Source organism: Bradyrhizobium sp. USDA 4541 (assembly GCF_024171085.1).
In the GTDB taxonomy this organism is placed as follows: domain Bacteria; phylum Pseudomonadota; class Alphaproteobacteria; order Rhizobiales; family Xanthobacteraceae; genus Bradyrhizobium; species Bradyrhizobium australafricanum.
In genome coordinates this window covers 5,881,039-5,901,201 of record NZ_JALJZF010000001.1, presented here as the reverse complement: position 1 = coordinate 5,901,201, position 20,163 = coordinate 5,881,039, and the positions used below count along the sequence as shown (strand labels likewise).

Annotated in this window: 13 protein-coding genes; 4 read left to right on the top strand and 9 right to left on the bottom strand. The window is 66.6% G+C overall.

The window, feature by feature from the left end; genetic code table 11:
• Positions 1-24: 24 nt before the first annotated feature.
• The 3 genes from J2R80_RS28050 to J2R80_RS28040 are packed head-to-tail and all read left to right on the top strand — an operon-like array spanning position 25 to position 3,512.
• Entirely contained in the window at positions 25-1,473 is a 1,449-nt protein-coding gene (locus tag J2R80_RS28050; RefSeq protein ID WP_038377148.1) for a type II and III secretion system protein family protein, read from the top strand.
• A gap of 33 nt (positions 1,474-1,506) precedes the next feature.
• Positions 1,507-2,247, top strand: a complete 741-nt coding sequence (locus J2R80_RS28045; protein ID WP_253590199.1) for a CpaD family pilus assembly protein — start codon at positions 1,507-1,509, stop codon at positions 2,245-2,247.
• Positions 2,244-3,512, top strand: a complete 1,269-nt coding sequence (locus J2R80_RS28040; protein ID WP_057016553.1) for an AAA family ATPase — start codon at positions 2,244-2,246, stop codon at positions 3,510-3,512. The genes J2R80_RS28045 and J2R80_RS28040 overlap by 4 nt, the downstream gene beginning before the upstream one ends.
• A gap of 15 nt (positions 3,513-3,527) precedes the next feature.
• Here J2R80_RS28040 and J2R80_RS28035 read toward each other — a convergent pair whose 3' ends face one another.
• Both J2R80_RS28035 and J2R80_RS28030 read right to left on the bottom strand, forming a co-directional pair.
• Entirely contained in the window at positions 3,528-4,352 is an 825-nt protein-coding gene (locus J2R80_RS28035; protein WP_076828747.1) for a tetratricopeptide repeat protein, read from the bottom strand.
• Between the two features lie 150 nt (positions 4,353-4,502).
• Positions 4,503-4,748, bottom strand: a complete 246-nt coding sequence (locus J2R80_RS28030) for a PilZ domain-containing protein (protein ID WP_076828746.1) — start codon at positions 4,746-4,748, stop codon at positions 4,503-4,505.
• A 338-nt stretch (positions 4,749-5,086) separates the two neighbouring features.
• Here J2R80_RS28030 and J2R80_RS28025 point away from each other — a divergent pair, with 338 nt between their 5' ends.
• Positions 5,087-6,787: a Na/Pi cotransporter family protein gene (locus J2R80_RS28025; protein WP_057016602.1), complete on the top strand. Its 1,701-nt coding sequence runs from the start codon at positions 5,087-5,089 to the stop codon at positions 6,785-6,787.
• 49 nt (positions 6,788-6,836) lie between these two features.
• Here J2R80_RS28025 and J2R80_RS28020 read toward each other — a convergent pair whose 3' ends face one another.
• The 7 genes from J2R80_RS28020 to J2R80_RS27990 form a co-directional block, all read right to left on the bottom strand.
• Entirely contained in the window at positions 6,837-8,636 is a 1,800-nt protein-coding gene (locus J2R80_RS28020; RefSeq protein ID WP_253639786.1) for a M23 family metallopeptidase, read from the bottom strand.
• Between the two features lie 198 nt (positions 8,637-8,834).
• Positions 8,835-9,173 carry a lipid-A-disaccharide synthase N-terminal domain-containing protein gene (locus J2R80_RS28015; protein WP_016845896.1) on the bottom strand — a complete coding sequence of 113 codons (339 nt, stop codon included), beginning with the start codon at positions 9,171-9,173 and terminating at the stop codon, positions 8,835-8,837.
• Positions 9,173-9,946 carry a glycosyltransferase family 2 protein gene (locus J2R80_RS28010; protein ID WP_253641041.1) on the bottom strand — a complete coding sequence of 258 codons (774 nt, stop codon included), beginning with the start codon at positions 9,944-9,946 and terminating at the stop codon, positions 9,173-9,175. Before J2R80_RS28010 ends, J2R80_RS28015 begins: the two co-directional genes overlap by 1 nt.
• A gap of 84 nt (positions 9,947-10,030) precedes the next feature.
• The gene (locus J2R80_RS28005; RefSeq protein WP_253590195.1) at positions 10,031-10,876 is read right to left on the bottom strand and encodes a phosphatase PAP2 family protein; all 846 of its coding nucleotides are present in this window, start codon (positions 10,874-10,876) and stop codon (positions 10,031-10,033) included.
• Position 10,877: 1 nt separating this feature from the next.
• Positions 10,878-12,623 carry an ArnT family glycosyltransferase gene (locus J2R80_RS28000; protein WP_375162611.1) on the bottom strand — a complete coding sequence of 582 codons (1,746 nt, stop codon included), beginning with the start codon at positions 12,621-12,623 and terminating at the stop codon, positions 10,878-10,880.
• An 82-nt stretch (positions 12,624-12,705) separates the two neighbouring features.
• Positions 12,706-14,826 carry a penicillin-binding protein 1C gene (gene pbpC / locus J2R80_RS27995; protein WP_253639785.1) on the bottom strand — a complete coding sequence of 707 codons (2,121 nt, stop codon included), beginning with the start codon at positions 14,824-14,826 and terminating at the stop codon, positions 12,706-12,708.
• A 68-nt stretch (positions 14,827-14,894) separates the two neighbouring features.
• On the bottom strand, positions 14,895-20,102 hold the full coding sequence (locus J2R80_RS27990) for an alpha-2-macroglobulin (protein WP_253639784.1): 5,208 nt from the start codon (positions 20,100-20,102) through the stop codon (positions 14,895-14,897).
• Between the last annotated feature and the right edge of the window lie 61 nt (positions 20,103-20,163).

Here is a 20,163-nt window from a genome sequence, read left to right as displayed (position 1 = left end):
GATATGACGACGGGTGCGAAACAAATGGCGACGTCGACCACGCTGGTCCGCGCGCTGTCATTGTCGGCGATCACTGCGCTGATGCTGATCCCTGCCCTTGCCAGCGCGACCGATCCCGACAAGAACGCGGATGTCGCGGTGACGAGCAGCATCGCCGCCAAGACGCGCTCCGTCTCGCTCGGCGTTGGCAAGTCGGTCGTGGTCGATCTGCCGCGCGAGGCCAAGGACGTTCTGGTCGCCGATCCCAAGATCGCCAACGCCGTGATCCGCTCGGCGCAGCGCGCCTATATCATCGGCGCGGCAGTCGGCCAGACCAACGTGGTGTTCTTCGATGCCGACGGCAACCAGGTCGCCTCCTACGACATCGCGATCAAGCGCGACCTTAACGGAATGCGCGCCGCGCTGAAGCAGATGCTGCCCGGCGTCCAGATCGAGGGCGTCGGCGACAGCGTCGTCCTGACCGGCACGGTGGCAAGCCCGGTCGAGGCCCAGCAGGCCGGCGACATCGCCGCCAAACTGGTCGGCAGCGCCGACAAGGTCGTCAATTCCATCGTGGTCCGCGGCCGCGACCAGGTGATGCTGAAAGTCACCGTCGCCGAAGTCCGCCGGGACGTCGTCAAGCAGCTCGGCGTCGACCTCAGCGCCAACATGAACTACGGCACCGCCGCGGTGGTCTTCAACAACGCCAACGCCTTCACCGCCAATAACGGTGCGCTCGCCCCCAACAACGGGCTGACGGGCGCAGCCCTGAACAAGCTCGGCGTGCCGACCGTCACGGCGACGCTGCGCGCCATGGAGAGCGCGGGCGTGGTCAAGACGCTGGCCGAGCCCAACCTCACCGCGATCTCCGGCGAGTCGGCGACCTTCATCTCGGGCGGCGAGTTTCCGATTCCGACCGGCGTCACCTGCCAGACGACGACGTCGGGCACGATCGGCAATTGCGTGCAGACCGTCAGCTTCAAGAAGTTCGGCATCTCGCTCAACTTCACGCCGGTGGTGCTGACCGAGGGACGGATCAGCCTGAAGGTGATGACCGAGGTCTCCGAAGTCTCGATGGAGAACGCCCTGACCGGCGGCCAGAACGGCACGACCATTCCCTCGATCAAGACCCGCCGCGCCGACACCACGCTGGAGGTGCCCTCCGGCGGCTCGATCGCGATGGCCGGTTTGATCCAGGAGCAGACCAAGCAGGCCATCAACGGCATGCCCGGCGTCGATCAGATCCCGATCCTCGGCCAGCTCTTCCGGAGCCAGGACTTCGTCAACAACGAGACCGAGCTCATGGTCATCGTGACGCCCTACGTGGTGCGCGCCGTTGCGCAGAAGGAGCTGTCCCGTCCCGACGACGGATTTGCCCCGGCTTCCGACGCGCAGTCGGCACTGCTGGCGCGCGTCAATCGCATCTACGGCGTCGCCGCCCGCAGCGAGCCGATCGGCGCCACGCCGGTCAATTTCGGCTTCATCATCGACTGAGGCGCGGACCTGAAGGGGTTGGGGGATCCTATGATGACACGCAACACACAAGCCGGTCGTGCCAGGACGCTGTCGCTGTTGGGCGCCCTCGTCGTCAGCGCGATCGCGCTCGGCGGCTGCAATCTGACGGGCGACAATCTTGCCACCGGCACCGTGGGCGACGACTACCGGCAGCGGCATCCGATCGCGGTGACCGAGGGCGAACAGTCGATCGTCGTCTTCGTCGGCCGCGCCCGCGGCAACCTCACCGAAGCGCAGCGCGACGACGTCATGGGGCTGGCGCGCACCTGGCGCCGCGAAGGCACCGGCGCGATTGCGATCGACGTGCCGGCCGACAGCTCGAACTCGCGCTCGGCACAGGCGGTGTATCAGGAGATCCGCGGCCTGCTGGCGTCGATGGGCGTACCCGCCCATGCCATCACCAAGCGCTCCTACCATCTCGATGATCCGCGCGCGCTTCCGACCATTCGGCTGAGCTATCCGAAGATGGCCGCCGTCGCCGGTCCCTGCGGAGTGTGGCCGAGCGACCTCGGTCCCTCGATCTACAATCCGAACTACAACCAGAACAAGCAGTACGACAATTTCGGCTGCGCCACGCAGCGTAACCTTGCCGCGATGGTCGCCAATCCGTCCGACCTCGAACAGCCGCGAACCGAGACCGCAGCCTATACGCCGCGCCGTACGATCGCGTTCGATAAATACCGCAAGGGTGAGTCGACCGCGACCGCCTACCCCGAAGCCGAGAAAGCCAAGCTGAGCGACGCCGCGAAATGACCGAACAACAAGACGAGCCGCAGCACGCCAACGATTACATCGCGCCGGCGCCGCGGATTTCCGTGCAGGCGTTCTGCGCCAGCGTCGCGACCGCCGCGAACGCACGCGCGGCTGCCGACGACCGCCGGCTAGCCAAGGCTCATCTCTCGGTCCATATGGGCGGCATCGCCGCGGCGATCGACGCCTACCACAAGGCGCCGACGCCCAACGTCATCATGCTCGAGACCGAGCCGGATCATGATTTCCTCGCCGGTCTCGACGAGCTCGCCACGGTCTGCGATCCCGGCACCCGCGTCGTGGTGCTCGGCACGGCCGGCGAGACTGCGCCGTATCGCGAACTGGTCCGGCGCGGCGTCAACGACTACGTCATCGGGCCGGTCAAGGTGCTCGACATCGTGCGCTCGATCTGCAGCCTGTTCTCGGCCTCCGAAGCGGTCTCGGTCGGCCGCCTGATCGCGGTCGCGGGCGCCAAGGGCGGCGTCGGCGCCTCGACCATTGCCCACAATGTCGCCTGGACCATCGCACGCGACCTCGGGCTGGATTCGGTCGTCGTCGATCTCGACCTCGCCTTCGGTACCGCCGGGCTGGACTACAATCAGGACCCGGTGCAGGGCATCGCCAACGCCGTGTTCTCGCCCGAGCGTCCGGACTCTGCCTTCATGGAACGCCTGCTCGCAAAGTGCGGCGATCATCTCAGCCTGCTGGCGGCGCCGGCCACCCTCGACCAGGTCTACGATTTCGGCGCCGAGGCGTTCGATGCCATCTTCGATACGATGCGCATGACGACGTCCTGCATCGTGCTCGACGTGCCGCATCAATGGACCGCCTGGACCAAACGCGTGCTGGTCGGTGCCGACGATATCCTGATCGTGGCCGAGCCCGACCTCGCCAACATGCGCAACACCAAGAACATGATGAACCTGTTGAGGACCGCGCGTCCGAACGACCGTCCGCCGCTCTACTGCCTGAACCAGGTCGGCATGTCGAAGCGCCCCGAGATCGAGGTCAAGGATTTCGCCAAGACCATCGAGAGCCAGCCGATCGCGGCGATCCCGTTCGACTGCAGGCTGTTCGGTGAAGCCGCCAACAACGGCCAGATGATCGCGGAAGTCTCCGCGCGTCACCGCACCACAAGGACTTTCCTGCAGATTGCGCAACGCCTCACCGGCCGTCCCGATCTCGCCGAAGCCCGCGAGTCGTTCCTGTCGCCCATCCTCAGGAAGCTGCAGTCGCGCCGAAATGACGGGCGCCGGGCCGCCGGCTAGCGTCCCGCTAGCGCTCTAGTCGCGGCGACTGGCTGCGACCGGGATCTTCTCGGCGTCGGCGCGGCTCGCATCCCTGCGCGCCAACAGTCGCTTCAGCGCGGCGACGTTGGCTGAGCCCTGCTCCGCCGGCAAATCGGCCTTCATGATGGTTTCCGCCTCGGACTGGCGGCCCTGCAAGCCAACCACGACGGCGAGATTGGTTCGCACCCGCATGTCGCCGGGGGCGCGCTCCCGCGCGCGGCGCAGCGTCTCCTCGGCCTTCGGCAGGTCCTTCGACAGCAGATAGGACAGCCCGATATTGGAGAGCACTGACGGATCGTCAGGCACGATCTTCAGCGCACTCGCATAATACTGCCGCGCCTCGTCGTGGCGATCGAGTTGGTCGAGCACGGCGCCCTGCGCCGACAGGATGCGCCAGTCCGGATCTTCCGGGGTATGCGCGCGCCCGAGCACGTCGAATGCCTGCTGGAAATTGCCGTTGTCGGCGAGCGCCCGTCCGTAACCCGCGAGCAGCGCCTTGTTGCTGGGCTGCGCCAGCACCGCCTGCTCCATGACGGCGACCGCCTGGGCCCGCTGGCCGGTGGCGCGCAGCGCCCGGGCGTATTTCAGCGCGGCGTCGGTGTCTTTCGGGTTGGCGCGGACGCGCTCGTGGTAGGTCGCGATGTCGCGCCGCGGATCGGCCGGGGCCGGCGTGGCCTCCGCCGTGTCGCCCAATGAGCCGGTGATGTCAGACGGGCCGGAGGTTTGACAGGCAGACAACCCGATCAGCAGGATCGCGGCAGATACCGTGCCCGCGAGACGGCGCACGCGGCCTGAGGGTCGGGGGAATTTCTCAAACATAAAGCGAGACTCGGAACGGCGAAGGTTCCGGGATGCTCACAGCTTAACCCTAAGGTCCGGTTAAGGATGCCATCATGTCGCCGTCATCCGGCCCAGATGCGGTGCCGGACGCCTGGCGAGACAGCAGCCAAATGGCAGCTTCAGTCGACTTCAGTCGACGAACTGGGCGCCGAACTCGTGCCCGATTTGCCAGGCCAGCCGGCACTGACGCGGACTGCCGCTCGACAGGATGATGGTGAATTCCGGCGGGATCTCCAGATATTCGGCGATCACCTTGACGCCGCCGGCCGAAATATCGGTGATCATGCAGTCGCGTGGCAGCGACCCTGTGCCCAGCTGAATTTTGGCGACGCTCCGGCACGGGCGGCGTTCGCTCTTGCGGCGATTCATAAACATTCTGATCCCCAAGCCTTTCTGGGCAACTTCCTGGCCTATCGTCATAGCGGGGAAAGATTGGAAACTGCCTAGCGGAACCCATCGCAATTGAGCGGTCGCGTTCGAGATTCGTTTACCGGGGGGCGCCCTCGCCGGGAGACACGAGCTTTGATCAATCAAAGATTGAATAGTTGAATGATATGTGCTGCAGGTCGAATGACGTCTACCCGATAGGCCGCCTCACTCGATAGCGTGCGTCGCTCCCGCCGTGGTCGCATGAGAACAAAAAGGGGTTGATCGCCAGTCGATAGACGATACCTATGTTCATTCGACTCGAATTCGCCGGGATGCCAGGAAGCATGGGAAGCATTGTTCTGCTCGATCTGATGGGGGGCGTGGCGCTCCTGCTGTGGGGCCTGCACATGGTCCATAGCGGGATTCTGCGCGCCTTCGGACCGGATTTGCGGCTGCTGCTCGCCCGGGCGCTACGCAATCGCTTTACCGCCCTTGGCGCCGGCCTCGGCCTGACCGCCCTGCTCCAGAGTTCGACCGCGACTGCCCTGATCACCAGTTCCTTCGCCGCCGAAGAGATCGTCAGCCTGGTGCCGGCGCTCGCGATCATGCTCGGCGCCAATATCGGCACCACGCTGATCGTGCAGGTGCTGTCGTTCAACGTCGCCGCCATCGCGCCGGTCCTGTTCATCGTCGGCCTCGTTGCGTTCCGCAGCGGGCCGCGCTCCCGGATCAAGGATCTCGGCCGCGTCTCGATCGGCCTCGGCCTGATGCTTCTGGCGCTGCACATCCTGCTCGATACGATGGCGCCCGCCGAGAATGCTCCGGGCGTGCGCGTGTTCCTGGGCGCGATCACCGGCGATCCCGTGCTCTGCATCCTGATCGGCGCCGTCGTCACCTGGCTGGTCCATTCCAGTGTCGCCAGCGTGCTGCTGGTGATGTCGCTGGCCTTTTCCCAGTTCATCTCGCCCTATGCCGCATTTGCGCTGGTGCTCGGCGCCAACCTCGGCAGTGCCATCAATCCGCTACTGGAGGGCGCGCGGCGCGACAATCCGGCGAGCTACCGGCTGCCGGTCGGCAATCTCGTCAACCGCGTCGTCGGCATCCTGCTGGTGGCGCCGTTCCTGCGCCCGATCACCGAGATCATCTACGCCTGGCAACCCGATCTCGCCAAGGCGACTGCGCTGTTCCACATCGCCTTCAACGTTGCGACCGCGCTGCTGTTCATCGGCGTGCTCGACCACATGGCGCGGCTGCTCGAGCGTCTGCTGCCGAAGCGAGCGCAGGAGACCGATCCATCACGGCCGCGCTATCTCGACGAGAGTGCGCTGGAGACGCCTTCACTGGCGCTGGCCGATGCGGCGCGCGAGGTGCTGCATATGGGCGATCACACCGAGGCCATGCTGCGCAAGGTGATGGCGGCGATGCTGACCAACGATCGCGCCCTGGTTGACCAGGTGTCGAAGATGGACAACACCGTCGACCGGCTGAACGAGGCGATCAAGCTTTACGTCACGAAACTCACCCGCGGCAGCCTGGACGAGCGCGAGGGCCAGCGCGCGATGGAGATCGTCGCGTTCGCGATCAATCTCGAGCATATCGGCGACATCATCGACAAGAACCTGAGCGAGCTCGCGACCAAGAAGATCAAGCATCGCCTGCAATTCTCCACCGAAGGCGCGGAGGAATTGTCGGCGTTCCACAAGCGCACGATCGACTCGCTGCGGATCGCGTTCGGCGTGTTCATGTCGGGCGATGCCAACGAGGCGCGCAAGCTGCTCACCGAGAAGGCGGCGCTGCGCGCGGCCGAATTGGCCGCCGTCGAGCGCCATCTGGAGCGCCTGCGCGAAGGCCGGCCCGAAACCATCGAGACCACTTCGCTGCATCTCGACGTGCTGCGCGACCTTCGCCGCATCCATTCGCACATCTGCTCGGTCGCCTATCCCGTGCTCGACGCCGCCGGCGAGACCGCCGCCGATCGCGAGAGCACCACCATGGAAGCGACCGACGTTGCGGCGCCCGTGCCTTCGAGCTCTCCGGGCTCCTGACCCCGGCAAGGCCCGCCGCGCCGGCATGGCGTGATGCGATCTGCGCTCGCTATGTCGGCGGCCGATGTTTAGAGCCGAAACGCCGCGGCGGAAGCGCGGAGATGGCAGCGAGTTGGTCGATGCTGTCACGCTGGCGATCGAAAGCCCCGAGCAGATCGCCTTGCAGCAGCCGGCCGCCCGACAGCTTCATCCGAAGCGGATCGACGTTGCGGCCGTTGATCCGTACCTCGTAATAGAGGTGCGGTCCGGTCGAGAGCCCGGTCGATCCGACAAAGGCGATCGTCTCGCCCTGACGAACGCGGTCTCCGATCTTCAGCCCGGGCGGGAAGCTTGCGACGTGGGCATAGGTCGTCTCATAACCGCGGTCGTGCCGCACGCGGATATATTTCCCGTACCCGCGTTCGTACCCTTCGGTCTCGACGACGCCGGCGCCCGCGGCCGCGATGGGCGACCCATAGGGCGCCGCATAATCGACGCCCTCATGGAAACGGCGGTCGCCAAGGATCGGATGAATCCGCCAACCAAAGCCGTCGCCAAGGCGGCCGGTCACGACCGGCTTGCGCAACAGGAATTTGGTGATGGACTGGCCGGTCTCATCATAGAAATCGGAGCTGCCATCGTCCGGCGCCGTGAAGCGATAGTACCGGCGGGACTGTCCGCCCGCCGTCAAATCGATGAAGACCAACTCCGGCTGACCGATGTCGTTCGGCGCGTAGATGATCTCGGCCACATCGGCGTCGCCGAGCGGCTCGTCGAGATCGAAATCGCGGCCACAGAGCCGCATCAGTTCAGCAACGATCCCCTGGTCGACGTGGTTGGAGCGCGCAAGCGCGTCAAGGCCGTCACGCAGTGTTTCGCCCGGAATGGAATGCGTATCGATCGACTCACGCAGCGGGCTCTCGCTGCGCGCGGCGATGTCGGGCTGTTCGGGCGCGATCGGCTGGTATTGGCCGCCATCGGTGCGACCGACGGCGGACACATCGGAGCCGGCGCGTTCGATCGACACCTTCGCGACATGGCCGCGCGGCGAACCGGCGTCTTCGCCTTGTTCGATGACCGTGATTTTCTCGCCACCGGACAGCGTCTCCAGAGCGCCAGGCGACGGGAAAGCGGCCAGGATCGCCGGCGCGTCCTCCGCGGCCGCCGCCAGCGCCCGCAGAATGGCGGCCAGCGTGTCGCCGCTTCTCGCGATAATGACATGTCGGCGGTGACGCGACGACGTAGGCGACTTCGGAAGGTTGGTGACGTTGACAGCCTCGCCGATCGGAGCCGGCGGACGCGGCACGTCTTCACCGTCAGCATAGGCGCTGGTGCCGCCCGGCAGTGGGCGCCGCGCTGGACCTGTCCGTATGATGGCTGGCAGCTCCGACAGCAGGTCGCGTTGCGAGCCCGCTCGCGCGTCGTCCTTTTCGTCTCCCCGCGCTTCCTGGTGTGGCTCGAGATCGATCTCCGCGAGCCGCGCTGACACGCGGGTAAATCGACGGACCGCGCCGGCATCGCTCAGCTGCTCAATCTTGAGCGCAGCGGAATTGCCCTGCGGGCCGAGCCTCCGGTCGAGACGATCGCCGCGTCGCGCCTCGTCAACTACCTGCCCTGCGAAGCGCGGAAGTGACACGACCGGCGCGGCTGCGAATCGCGCGTGATCGCCAAACGCCCCGCGAAGCGCGCCGGCAAGAAGAGCGACGGCGGCGGATCCGATCAGAATCGTCCCCGCCATCCAGCGGAGGCTGACGGCGCGCCGGTCAGGCAATTTGCGCTCGCCGGTCAGCGGGGGCTCGTCAAGCGACGGAATATCGCGGACGCTCGATAGATAACCACCCGCTTTCGTCGCTTCGTCACGGCTGGTCATCAACGCCCCTCATCCCCTGGGGCACGGTCTCGAGATGCCGCCACGCCCACGGCAAGCCGTAGATGCCATGCGGCTTGGGGCGAATGTTTGACCTTGGTTCAGATTCGGTCGCAATTGATGCCGGGCTGAGCCCGATGCTGGAATCTATCGAGATTCCCGAACAAGGCCTACCGCTCGCCGCTCCGACGATGACGGCAATCAGCTATCGAGCGTCTTCGACCCGCGGCCGCGGTTCTTCACGATCAGCATGATGTTGCGGATGTAGATCAGCGTGGCCAGCCCCTGCCCGATGATGATGACGGGCTCACGCTTGGCAAGCCCGTAGATCAGCGTCATCAGGCCGCCGCCCATCGAAAAGAACCAGAACGCCATCGGTACCACGCTCTGGCCGGCGCGCTCGCTGGAAATCCACTGCACGAGGAAGCGCGCGGTGAAGAACAGTTGCGCGATCAGTCCGAACGCCAGCCAGAAGTCGAACTTGGCGATGAACACGTCGTAGAGATAGGCGCTCAGCGCCTGACCGTACTGAATCAGCATCACTTCACCTCGGTCACGCCCGGCACACCAGTGACACCGGGCACTTCAGCGACCACTTCAGTGACGACCGGCGTCGGCTTCTTGCGGCGGATCAGCCACCACACGCCGGCGAGATCCATGATCCCGATCCATAGCCGGTCGAAAAATCCATAGTTCGACACGCCGGAATGGCGCGGCCGATCGACGACGTCGACATAGGCAATCGCCAGCCCCTCGCGGCGGACCAGTGCCGGGAGAAAACGATGCAGCCCGTCGAAGTAAGGCATCGCCAGAAACACCTCGCGCGGAAACGCCTTCAGGCCGCATCCGGTGTCGCGGGTGCCGTCGCGCAGGATGATGCCGCGCACCGTGTTGGCGATGCGCGATTGCAGCTTCTTGAAGCCGGTGTCCTTGCGCCCGACGCGCTGGCCCGCGGCGAGGCCGACGCGGCCGTTGCCGCTTTCGACCGCCGCGATCAGGTCCGGCAGGAAGGCGGGATTGTTCTGCCCGTCACCGTCGAGCGTCGCCACGATCGCGCCGCGCGCGGCGCGCACGCCGCTGCGCACGGCCGCCGACTGGCCCGACGAGACCGCGTGGCGGAGCTGCCGGAGATTGCGCCGCCCGGCCATGACCGCGCTCAGCCGCTCGCCGGTGACATCGGTCGAGCCGTCATTGACGTAGACGATCTCGTAGGCCCAGCGTCCGTCGAGCGCGGCCGCGATCTCGGCGATCAACGGCGCGATATTGTCCGCCTCGTTGCGCACGGGCACGACGATGGAAACGGCGACCGGCATCTGGTCGGGAGCAGGCAAATCGGCACTCGTGGTTGGTGTTGTCGGCGATGGAACCAGCCCGATCCGGCCGTCGGGCGACCGCTTTTATGGGGCGAAGGCGCTCCTCGCAACCCTTTTGAGACGCCCGTCCGACGGTCCTGACAGCGCCACCACGGTGCCGTCGCGATGAATGGCAAAACCAAGGCGGCGGGCGGCGAACCAGTAGCGCACGACCATTGCGCCGATCACCCCGACCAGCGCGCCGGCCACCACGTCGCTCGGATGATGCGCCAGCAGCACGAGCCGGGTCGCGGCGATGACCAGCGCGTAGACCAGCATCGCGAACCGCGCGCCCGGCCACACCGCGGACACCGCAAAGGCAAGCGCGAACGCCGTGATCGAATGTCCCGACGGAAAGCTCGAATAGGCCTCGGTACCGGCGAAATGCTGGAAGTTGAAGGCATTGGCCTTGCCGCCGACAAAGGGCCGCCCGCGGCCGACGATCCACTTGATCAATTCGCCGACAGCGACCGAGAGCACGACCGACAGAAACAGGTATTGCAGCCTTGTCCCGAAGCCAAGCAAGGTGGCGCGCGGCACGCCGCGCAGCGCAGGCGCCGCCAGCGCGACCACGATCAGCAGCAGGCCAAGCGCGCACAGCACATACTCGTCCTTGCCGAAATCGGTGAGCGTCTTCACCCACCACAGACCCGGCGTGCCGCGTGGCGGCATCAGACTGATCTCGGTGACATCGAACGCATACATCAGCGTGATGATCACGGCGCCGACGATGACGACGAGCAAAAGTCCGTGGCGCGCGGAGCGGCGCGCCGCCTCGGCGCGGCGCGAATGCGACGGCGCCCGCACGAGCTGGGCAAGGGACAGCCAAACCAGCGTCAGCAATCGTCCGAAATAATTGGCAGAATCCGGGATGGCTGGCGGCGCCGGCATGTCATTCCGTCCCTTCGGAACGGAAGATCGCGATCGAGACCGCCTTGCCCTGCGAGATGTTGTAGCCCTCGACGCGCACCGGCGCGTTGTAGCGCAGGCCAATCGCCTCGGCGCGCTGCACGAAGGCGCGCTCCGAGCGCTGTTCGACCAGCGCGAAGCGGCAGGAGCCCTGCCCGAGGAAATCCGCGGCGCCCGATCCGTCGGTGAGCAGCGTCGAGGTATCGGTCATGAACACGAGGCTCGGCTCGTGGAAGCCGGCGGCTGCCGCCTTCGGGCCGACGCAGGTCACGTTGCGCAAGGCGCGTGCGACCTCCTGGCTCGGAAATACGGTGGTAAGCCGCGGCAGCACCACACCATAGGTGCCGGCTGCCATCAGCGCCGCGGCAATCACCGCATTGAGCAGCGAGCGCTCGGCGCGGCTGTCCTCGAACAACCACCACGCGATCAGGCCGAACACCATCGCGACGGCGAACAACGGCCAGGCCGGAAACACCGGTTGATGGATCGCCTTGATGGCGCCGACGATCACCAGCACCGCGCCGAAGGCGGGGATCGCGAACCACCAGGCGGCGCCCCGCAAGAGCCACGGCGAGCGCGACAGCACGCGCCGCTCCAGCGCGCCGACGGTCAGGATCGCGATCGCCGGATAGAGCGGCAGCACGTAATGCGGCAGCTTGGTCAGCACGGCCTCGAACACGATCCAGGACGGGATCAGCCAGGCCAGCAGGAACTGCGCACCGGGCTCGCGCCGCGCCCGCCAAACCGCAGGCGCCGCCATGCCGGCGAGCGGCGCACCGGGCCAGAACGTGATCCAGAACAGCAGCAGATAGAGTCCAGGCGGCGCGCCATGGGATTCCTGCGCACCGAGCTTGCTCAGCATGTCGCCGCCGACCGAGTCGGCAAAGAAGGTCTCGCCGGCGCGCAGGAAGATCAGCACGAACCACGGCAGCACCAGCACGAGGGTCCACATCAGCCCCCAGACCGGGCGCATGCGCCAGAACCAGGCCGCCGATCGATCGAGAATCGCAAGCCCCGCCATCGCAAGGCCGACGAACATCAGGATCAGCGGCCCCTTGAGCAGGATGCCGACCGCCAGTGCCGTCCAGAAGACCGCGGGCGGACCCCATGAAGGGTGTGCGGGATCCTCGCCGCGCTGCCACGACAGATAGACTCGCGCCATCGCGCCCATCGCCGCGGTGACGGTCAGCAGCAGCATCGCGTCGGTCTTGGCGAGCCGCGCTTCGACCCCGAGCAGCACGCAGCTTGCCATCATCAGGGCGGCCAGCAACGCCCCCTGCCGCGTCACGAAGGCCAGCGCCGTCCAATAGGTCAGCAAAACGGCGCCGATGGCGCCGATCAGGGACGGCAGGCGGTACACCCAGATGCGGACCTGGGCGCGCGGCACCCCGAGCGCGGAGACGGTCTTCAGCGCAGCCGCCTGCATCCAGTAGATGCCAACCGGTTTCTTGTAACGGACGTCGTCCTGGAAGCGGATGTCGACGAAATCGCCACTCTCGACCATCTGCTTGGTCGCCTGGGCAAAGCGGACCTCGTCACGGTCGATCGGCGGGATGGTGAAGAAGCCCGGCAGGAACAGCACGAGGCAGGTCAGCGTCAGGAACAGGATCGAACGCCATTGGCTGGCCGTTGCGAACTCGAACGCCATGAACAGCCTGCGGCTCGAATGCGCAGGTTTTACAAACTGTTGCCCTGCTCCGAAGCGCCGGGGTTGGAGGCCATCCACCATGGGTTTCGCATACGATGAAACCGCAGCGCAAACAACCGTGCTGTTCCGCTTTCCGGCCGTGCCGCTCCGCTTTCCCGTGCGATCATTGCACGCGGATCACAACGGTATCCGCGGCCCCCGTGGCGTCGATCACGGTGAGCCGCGCAAAGCCCGGCCCGGGCGGCTCGATCAGGCGCTGGCGCCGGCTGTCGATGTCCCCGGCTGAGACACCATTCACGAGGACCGTCAGCGGCAGCACCCCGCCGGCAACCTTGACCGGCAGCGCGGCATTGCGGCCGCCCTCGGATTGATCGACATCGATGCGCGAGCCGTTCAGCGGAAACTGGATGTGCGGAGCCTGGTCGTTGCCGCTACGGACCAGTTCGCCGAGCGGCCGGAAGCGGCGCAGCGGCGGCGGCAGTTTCGCGTTGGATGCGACCAGCACGCCGCGTGGCGGCTTCGGCAATGCCGCCGGGATTTTGCCGGTGCGTGCAAAGGCGTCGAACAGGATCGGCGCCGCGGCGGTGCGGCCCACCAGACCCGGCACCGGCGCGCCGTCGGGACGGCCGACCCAGACGCCGATCGTGACGCGGCCGTCGAAGCCGACCGACCAGGCATCGCGATAGCCATAGCTAGTGCCGGTCTTGAACGCGATCCGGTTGTGCACGCCGTTCTCCGGCGGCGGCGTGCCGAGCAGGACGTTGCCGACCTGCCAGGCCGCAGCCTGATCCATCAGCCGCATCGTGTCGCGGCTGTCATTCTCCTGCATGATCTCGCGCAACGGTTTAGTCGCGCCGAGCCGTGCCAGGCCGGAATAGAGCTGAGCGAGATCCTGCAACGTGATGCCGACACCGCCAAGACCCATCGCAAGGCCCGGCGCCTCGTCCTTCGGCAGCACGAGACTGGTGCCGGCCTGCTTCAGCCGCGACGACAGCCGGCTGGCACCGACCCGGTCGAGCAGCGCGATCGCCGGCACGTTGAGCGACAATTGCAGCGCCTTGCGGATCGGCACCGTGCCCTGGAACGTCATGTCGAAATTTTCCGGCGCGTAGGTGCCGAAGCGGATCGGCCGGTCCTCGATCAGGCTGTCGGGATGGACAAAGCCATCCTCGAAGGCAAGGCCATAGATGAACGGCTTCAAGGTCGAGCCCGGCGAGCGCACCGCGCGCGTCATGTCGACCTGCCCGGCCCGCCGCTCATCGAAATAATCCGCCGAGCCGACGCGCGCGAGCACGTCGCCCGTCTCATTGTCGACCACGACGATCGCAACCGAGACGTCAGGCCCCTGCGCGATGGCGCGGTCGCGCGCCAGCGCCTCCAGGTTCCGTTGTAGCGCGGCGTCGAGCGTCAGCTTGATGACGGGCGCATCCTTCATCGTCGCGATCGCCTGATCGGACGAATGCGGCGCCAGGATCGGAATCTGCTTGCGCATCTTCGGCACCGCCGTCGCCGTGGCCTGCGCGGCATCGTCCTTCGACACCACGCCATCCTCGACCATGCGCTCAAGCACGCGGTCGCGGGCGGCGTGGGCGGCGTCCGGGTAACGATCGAGCCGCCGCCGCTCCGGCGATTGCGGCAGCGCCACCAGCAGCGCGGCTTCGGCGAGCGACAGCCGCTTCGGCTCCTTGCCGAAATAGGCGATCGAGGCGGCACGGATGCCCTCGAGATTGCCGCCGAACGGCGCCAGCGCAAGATAGAGATCGAGGATCTGGTCCTTCGAGAGCTGCCGCTCCAGTTCGACCGCCCGCACCATCTGCCGCAGCTTTGCGTAGACCGAGCGCTGGTGGCGCGGCTCGATCAGCCGCGCCAGCTGCATCGTGATCGTCGAACCGCCCGAGACGATATGACCGCTGGTGAGAAGCTGGAATGCGGCGCGCGACAGCGCCAGCGGATCGATGCCGTGATGCTCATAGAAGCGCTTGTCCTCATAGGCGAACAAGAGCTTCAGATAGGTGGGATCGACTGACGTCTTCGCATCGACCGGCAGCCGCCAGCGCCCGTCCGTCATCGCATAGGCGCGGAGCAGCTTGCCGTTGCGATCGATCACCGTGGTCGAGACCTGCTGCGCCTTGTCGAGCGGCAACGGCCCGAGCGAAACGATCCAGGCGGCGAAGGCGCCGGTGATCGCAATAAGGACGACGGCCATTGCGGCCGCGACGCGGAGCGCCAGCCGCCCGCTGCTATGCCCGGGCTTGACCCGGGCATCCACATCCTTCGTTCGCATGGACGCGCCTATGAATGGCCGGGTCAAGCCCGGCCATGACGAGAAGAGTTTGCGCCGCGCGTCCTTGTTCATTTCGCCGGCTTCACCTCAACCGCACCGGTTCCGCTGCGGCCATAGCGCGAGGGATTGTACATGTCCTCGACATAGGCCTGCGGCAGCACATATTTGCCCGGCGACACCGCGCGCACGACATAGGCGACCGTAAACACCGCTTTGTCGTTGGCGCCCCGATCGATCGCCGCCGTGAAGCGGTCATCGCGGAACTCGGTGTTCTTCGGCTCGACGCCGTCCTCGATCCACGCGAGCGTGCCGGAATCCCCCGATGACACCAAGTTCGGGTTGTCGATCTCGAGCCCGGCCGGCAGATAGTCGGCCACCATGATGTGACCGAACTCCGGTTTGGCTTCCGTCACCTTCAGGACAACCGCGAAGCGGTCATTCTGTTTCGCCTTGGTGACATCGGCCGGCTTGCCGTCGAGCGTGAAATAGCTGCGCTCGATCTTGAAGCCGTTGGAGGCCGCCGGCTCCGGCGTGACCGGCGAGCCCGACACCGAGATCACCGCCTGCACCGGCGCATCGCCGGTATTGGTGATCCTGAGCGGCTGGCCGGTCATCTCCTCGGCCTTGTAGCTGCGATAGACCGCGGTCTTGACCGGCTGGCCGTTGATGTCGAGCGCCAGCGTCTCCTTGGCGAGCGCCCGCGCCGCCAGCACCATCCACGCATTTTCCTGCGTCGAGGTGTAGGGCGACAGTCCCCGCGCCGCCTCGACCCGCAGCACGGCTTGGGTCAGCGTGGTGCGCGGTGCATTGCCTTCGCCAGCGAGCGAGACCAGCGCAGCAGCATCGCGCAGCGCCGAGCCGTAGTCGACCCGGCCGAACTCGATCACGGGTTTCGGGTTCAGCGCATCGAGCGCGGCACCATAGACCCGCTCGGCCCTCGCCTTGTCGCCGACCAGCGCCAGCGCCGCCGCAAGCTGGGCCTTGGAGATCGGGGTCGCCAGATTGTTCAGCTTGGTGTCGGCGAGATAGCGCAGATCACCGATCGGCGCCGCGCCGTTGCGCGCGAGCACATAGAGGCCGTAGGCCAGATCGCGGCCGCCGTCCTTCTCCGGCTCGTTGGCATTGACCACCGAGTTCCTGACGCGGTCGAGCGCGTTCTTGAACAGCACGTCCGGCACCGCAAAGCCCTTTTCGCGGGCCCGGGTCAGGAAGTCTGTGACGTAGGCATCGAGCCAGGCGTCGTCGCCGCCCGCCGACCACAGGCCAAACGAGCCGTTGGACCCCTGTCGAGCGAGGAGCCGCTCGATCGCGTCGCGGATGCGCTGGTCGACCGCGGTGTCCATCGCAAGATGGGCACCGGCGGCGAGATCATTGACATAGAGCAACGGCAACGCGCGGCTCGTGATCTGCTCGGAGCAGCCATACGGGTAGCGGTCGAGCGCCTTCAGAATGCTCGCGGCATCGAGCGCGGTCGACAGGCTCGCCGAGACCGAAACGCTGCCGGTACCCGGCACAAGATCGGAGAACATGTCCGAGGTCAGCGTCAGGCTTTCGCCCTTCGCCAGCGTGCGGATCGAACGGCGCGCCAGAACCTGGGTCGCCGGCTTGACGTCGAGCGCATAATGCCGCGCCAGCGTCAGCCCGTTCGGCCCGGAGATGTCGACGTCGAACTCGGCACGTCCGGCGCCGCCGGCCTCGAGGCCCAGCGACAGCGAGGAGCGCTGCTTGGCGGCGAGCTTCACCGTCGTGGTCGAATTGCCGGAAGCCTTGATCGGGCCGCTCGCCTTGACGCTGATGGCATAGTTGCCGGCGGCACCTTCGACATTGTCGATATCCATGCTGATGGTGCCCTTGTCACCGGTCAGCAGGAAGCGCGGCAAGGTCGCGGTCACCACCACGGGATCGCGCACGATCACGTCGACATTGGCGCGGCCGACCTTGGTTGCGCTCCACGCCACCGCCATCACCCGCGCGGTGCCGGCAAATTCCGGGATATCAAAGCTCACCTCGGCCGTCCCGTCAGGCCCGACCGTGAGGATGCCGGAATAGAGCGCGAGCGGCTTCTGCGTTGGCGGCGAGCCCTGCAGCTCGGCGCCGGCAGAGTCGCCGCCGCTGCGGATCTGGCCGCGGGTACCTTGCATGCCGTCGATCAGCTGGCCGTAGAGGTCGCGGATCTCGGCGGTCAGGCGGCGCTGGCCAAGGTAGTAGTCGTCCGGCGCCGGCGGCTTGTAATTGGTCAAATTGAGAATGCCGACATCGACCGCGGCGAGCACCACCTTGGCATCCTCGCCGGGATTGAGCCCGCCGAGCTTGACCGGGATCTTCAGTGTCGAGCCCGGCCGCACCAACGCGGGCGGCGACAGTTCGACGGCAAGCGTGCGCGCTTTCTTGTCGATGCCGAACCATTTCAGTCCGATCGCGCGGCCGGGCATGCGCCCGGCGGCGGCATCGAGCGGACGGCGCAACGTCGTCATGACATACGCGCCGGTGCCCCAGTCCTTGCCGACGGGGATCTTGACCTGCCGGGTGCCCTCCGTGACGTCGACGCTTTGGGTGGTCAGCAGGCGGTCGCCAAGCACATAGACCGTCAGCTTGCCTGACGTGCGCGCATTGACCGACACGGTCATCGTGTCGCCCGAGGCATATTCCGGCTTGTCGATCGAGGTTTCCAATAGATCGGGCGTGTCGGCGCTGCCGTCGGAATACCAGCCGACGTCGAACTGCACCGAGGTGACGGGGCCGTCGGCGTCGGTCGATTTCACGTCGAGCCGGTAGCGGCCGGGCTGCGGCTGGAAGGCCAGGCGCATCGGCTTGTCGGCCGCGAGGTTGACGTCGCCATCGGCGACGCGGCGGGTCGACTTGACCGGCTCATACTGCCAGGACGAATTCTGCCGGTACCACTGGTAACGCGACTCCAGCTTCAACAGCTCGTAGCGCAGCCCGTTGCGCGGCAGCTGCTTGCCGTCGGGCGCGACGAACACGACGTCGAACTCGGCCTTGTCGCCCTCGGTAACGCTCTTGTCGCCGAACAGCGGCTTGACGCCGATCAGCGAGGCGCTAGGCGCCACCGGCAGCACGATCTTGCGTTCCACCGAGCGGCCGCCGGTCTCCGCCATGCGGATGTAGATCTGGGCCTCCTGTGGCCGCGTCGAGGTCGGCACCTTCTCGAGCTTCACCGGAAAGGTCGCCGCGCCGTTGGCATCGGCCTCCGGCAGGTCCTCGATCGGGGTCCGCTCGTTGCTCGCGGTCTGCTCGTCGTCGACGCCGAACTGATAGCCGGCATAACCGGGCCGGCCGTTCGCCGCGGGCGCTACCAGCATGTCGCCCTCGAGCTGCAGGCCCGAGGCCGGCGCGCCGTAGAGGAAATGGCCGGAGACCTGAAGCTCCACTGGAACTTCAGCTTTGATCACCTTCTCCTTGCTGGTCAGATCGAATTCGACCCGTTCGGGAATGTAATCCTCGACCATGAAGGTGGTCTCGCCGACCGACGAGCCCTTCGGGTCGGTAAAGACACGGGCGCGCCAGGTGCCGGTCGACACCGCCGAATTGAGCGCCACCGCCAGCATCCGGCCGCCGGCGCCCTGGTCGGGCAGCACGGCGCGGCGGAATTCGACGCCGTCGGGGCGCTCGATCACCATGGTCAGCGGCGTCCCGGTCAGGGCGTTGCCCTGCCCGTCGCGCAGCAGGGCGGTCAGATAGACGGTCTCGTTGGAGCGGTAGACACCACGCTCGGCGTAGACGAAGGCGTCCGCGCCGGCCGGGATCGCCCGGCCCGCGACGCCGCGGTCGGTGAGGTCGAACGCATTGGTTTTCAGGCTCAGGAAGGCGTAGTCGGCCTTCTCGCCCATGACAGTCAGCAGCGCCGGCGACAACCCGCCCTCGCCGCGGGCCAGGCCTTGCTCGAACAGCACGTGGCCTGCGGCATCGGTCTTGCGCGTGGCCAGGATCTCATTGTTGCGGGCGACCAGCTTCACGTCGGCGTTGGCGACCGGTTCGGTCGAAGCCAGCGAGTTGACGAAGACGTGGATACCGTCATTGCCGGAAAAGGCCGACAGGCCCATGTCCGAGACGATGAACCATTGCGTCGCCAGCGTGCCGTCGTCGTCGGTGCCCGGCCCCTTGGCGGCGGCGGTCATGACATAGACACCGGGTTGCAGGTCGCCGAGCGCCTGGTCGACCGGAAACGCCGTGACGACGTCCTGGTTCAGCGTGGTCGCTGTCGCAAGCTCGCCGGACCACACCTTGACGCCGCGCTGGTCGCCGAGATCGGAGAGCTGATAGCGGCTCAGCGTGCTCTGGAAGTCGCTGTCGATCACCGTGTTGATCAGGTTGCGGTCGCCGATCCGGAAGACGTCGACCTTGACCGCCGGCGTGTTGACGCTGACCACCGGGATACCGCGCTGTCCGGTCCGCGGCAGCACATAGGCCCGCCCGGTGAACCGCACGAACGGCTTGCGGTCGCGGACATAGATGTTGAACTCGGCCGATTTCGGCAGGGTCTCCTTGACAGTCGACGGCAGGCCGGCGCGCAGATTGATGTTGTAGCGCTCGCCATGCTTGAGCCCGTCGACGCAGAGCTGCTGGCCCTCCGCCGACAAGGCCGGCTTGTCGGTGCCGGCGAGCGCGAGATACGGCGCGAAGTCGACGCGCTTGGCGAGTTCCTCCGAGAACTGGAAGCAGGCCCGCGGCGAGGCGGCGTCGGAATCGACGGTATAATCGAGCAGCCGGAAACCGTGCTCGTCGCGCATCTTCTCGTACTGGCCGCGGACATCGGCGACCTCGCGCATGTCGAGCGACAGCCGCAAGCTGTCCAGCGCGGGGCGCCACAGCTTGCGTTCGGCAAGCGCTTTGCCGAGCACGGCCAGCGCGTCAGCCTCCTCGCCCGCATTGCCGGCGCGCTGATAGGCGATGTAGGCGGCAGTGGAAGCGCGCTCCATCAGGAACGTCTGTTCGCTTGAGCTCGCCGACCGGATCTGGAAGATCGTCCTGGCGAGGCGCAGCCAGTTGGCGCCGTCCTCTGGCGTGGTCGCCGCGATCTGGCCGAGGATCTGCAGCCCGCCGCGGAAATCATTGCGCTTGAAGGCGGCGTCGGCGTCGGTGCGCAGAGTCGCGGCCGACTTGTTGACCGCGCCGGCCTCGTTCTTGATCTGGGCTTCCAACTTGATCGCGGAATCGGCGAGATCGTCGCGCTTGAAGGCCTTGTCCGCGGCCTGGGCGCCCACCAGGGCGAGCAGCAGCGTGGCGCATATCGTGGCGGCACGAACCAATCCGATCATGATGGAGCTCCTGAACGCCCCGCGGTCGAACGCCGCGTTGGGGCCAAAAGTGCGCGAAAAG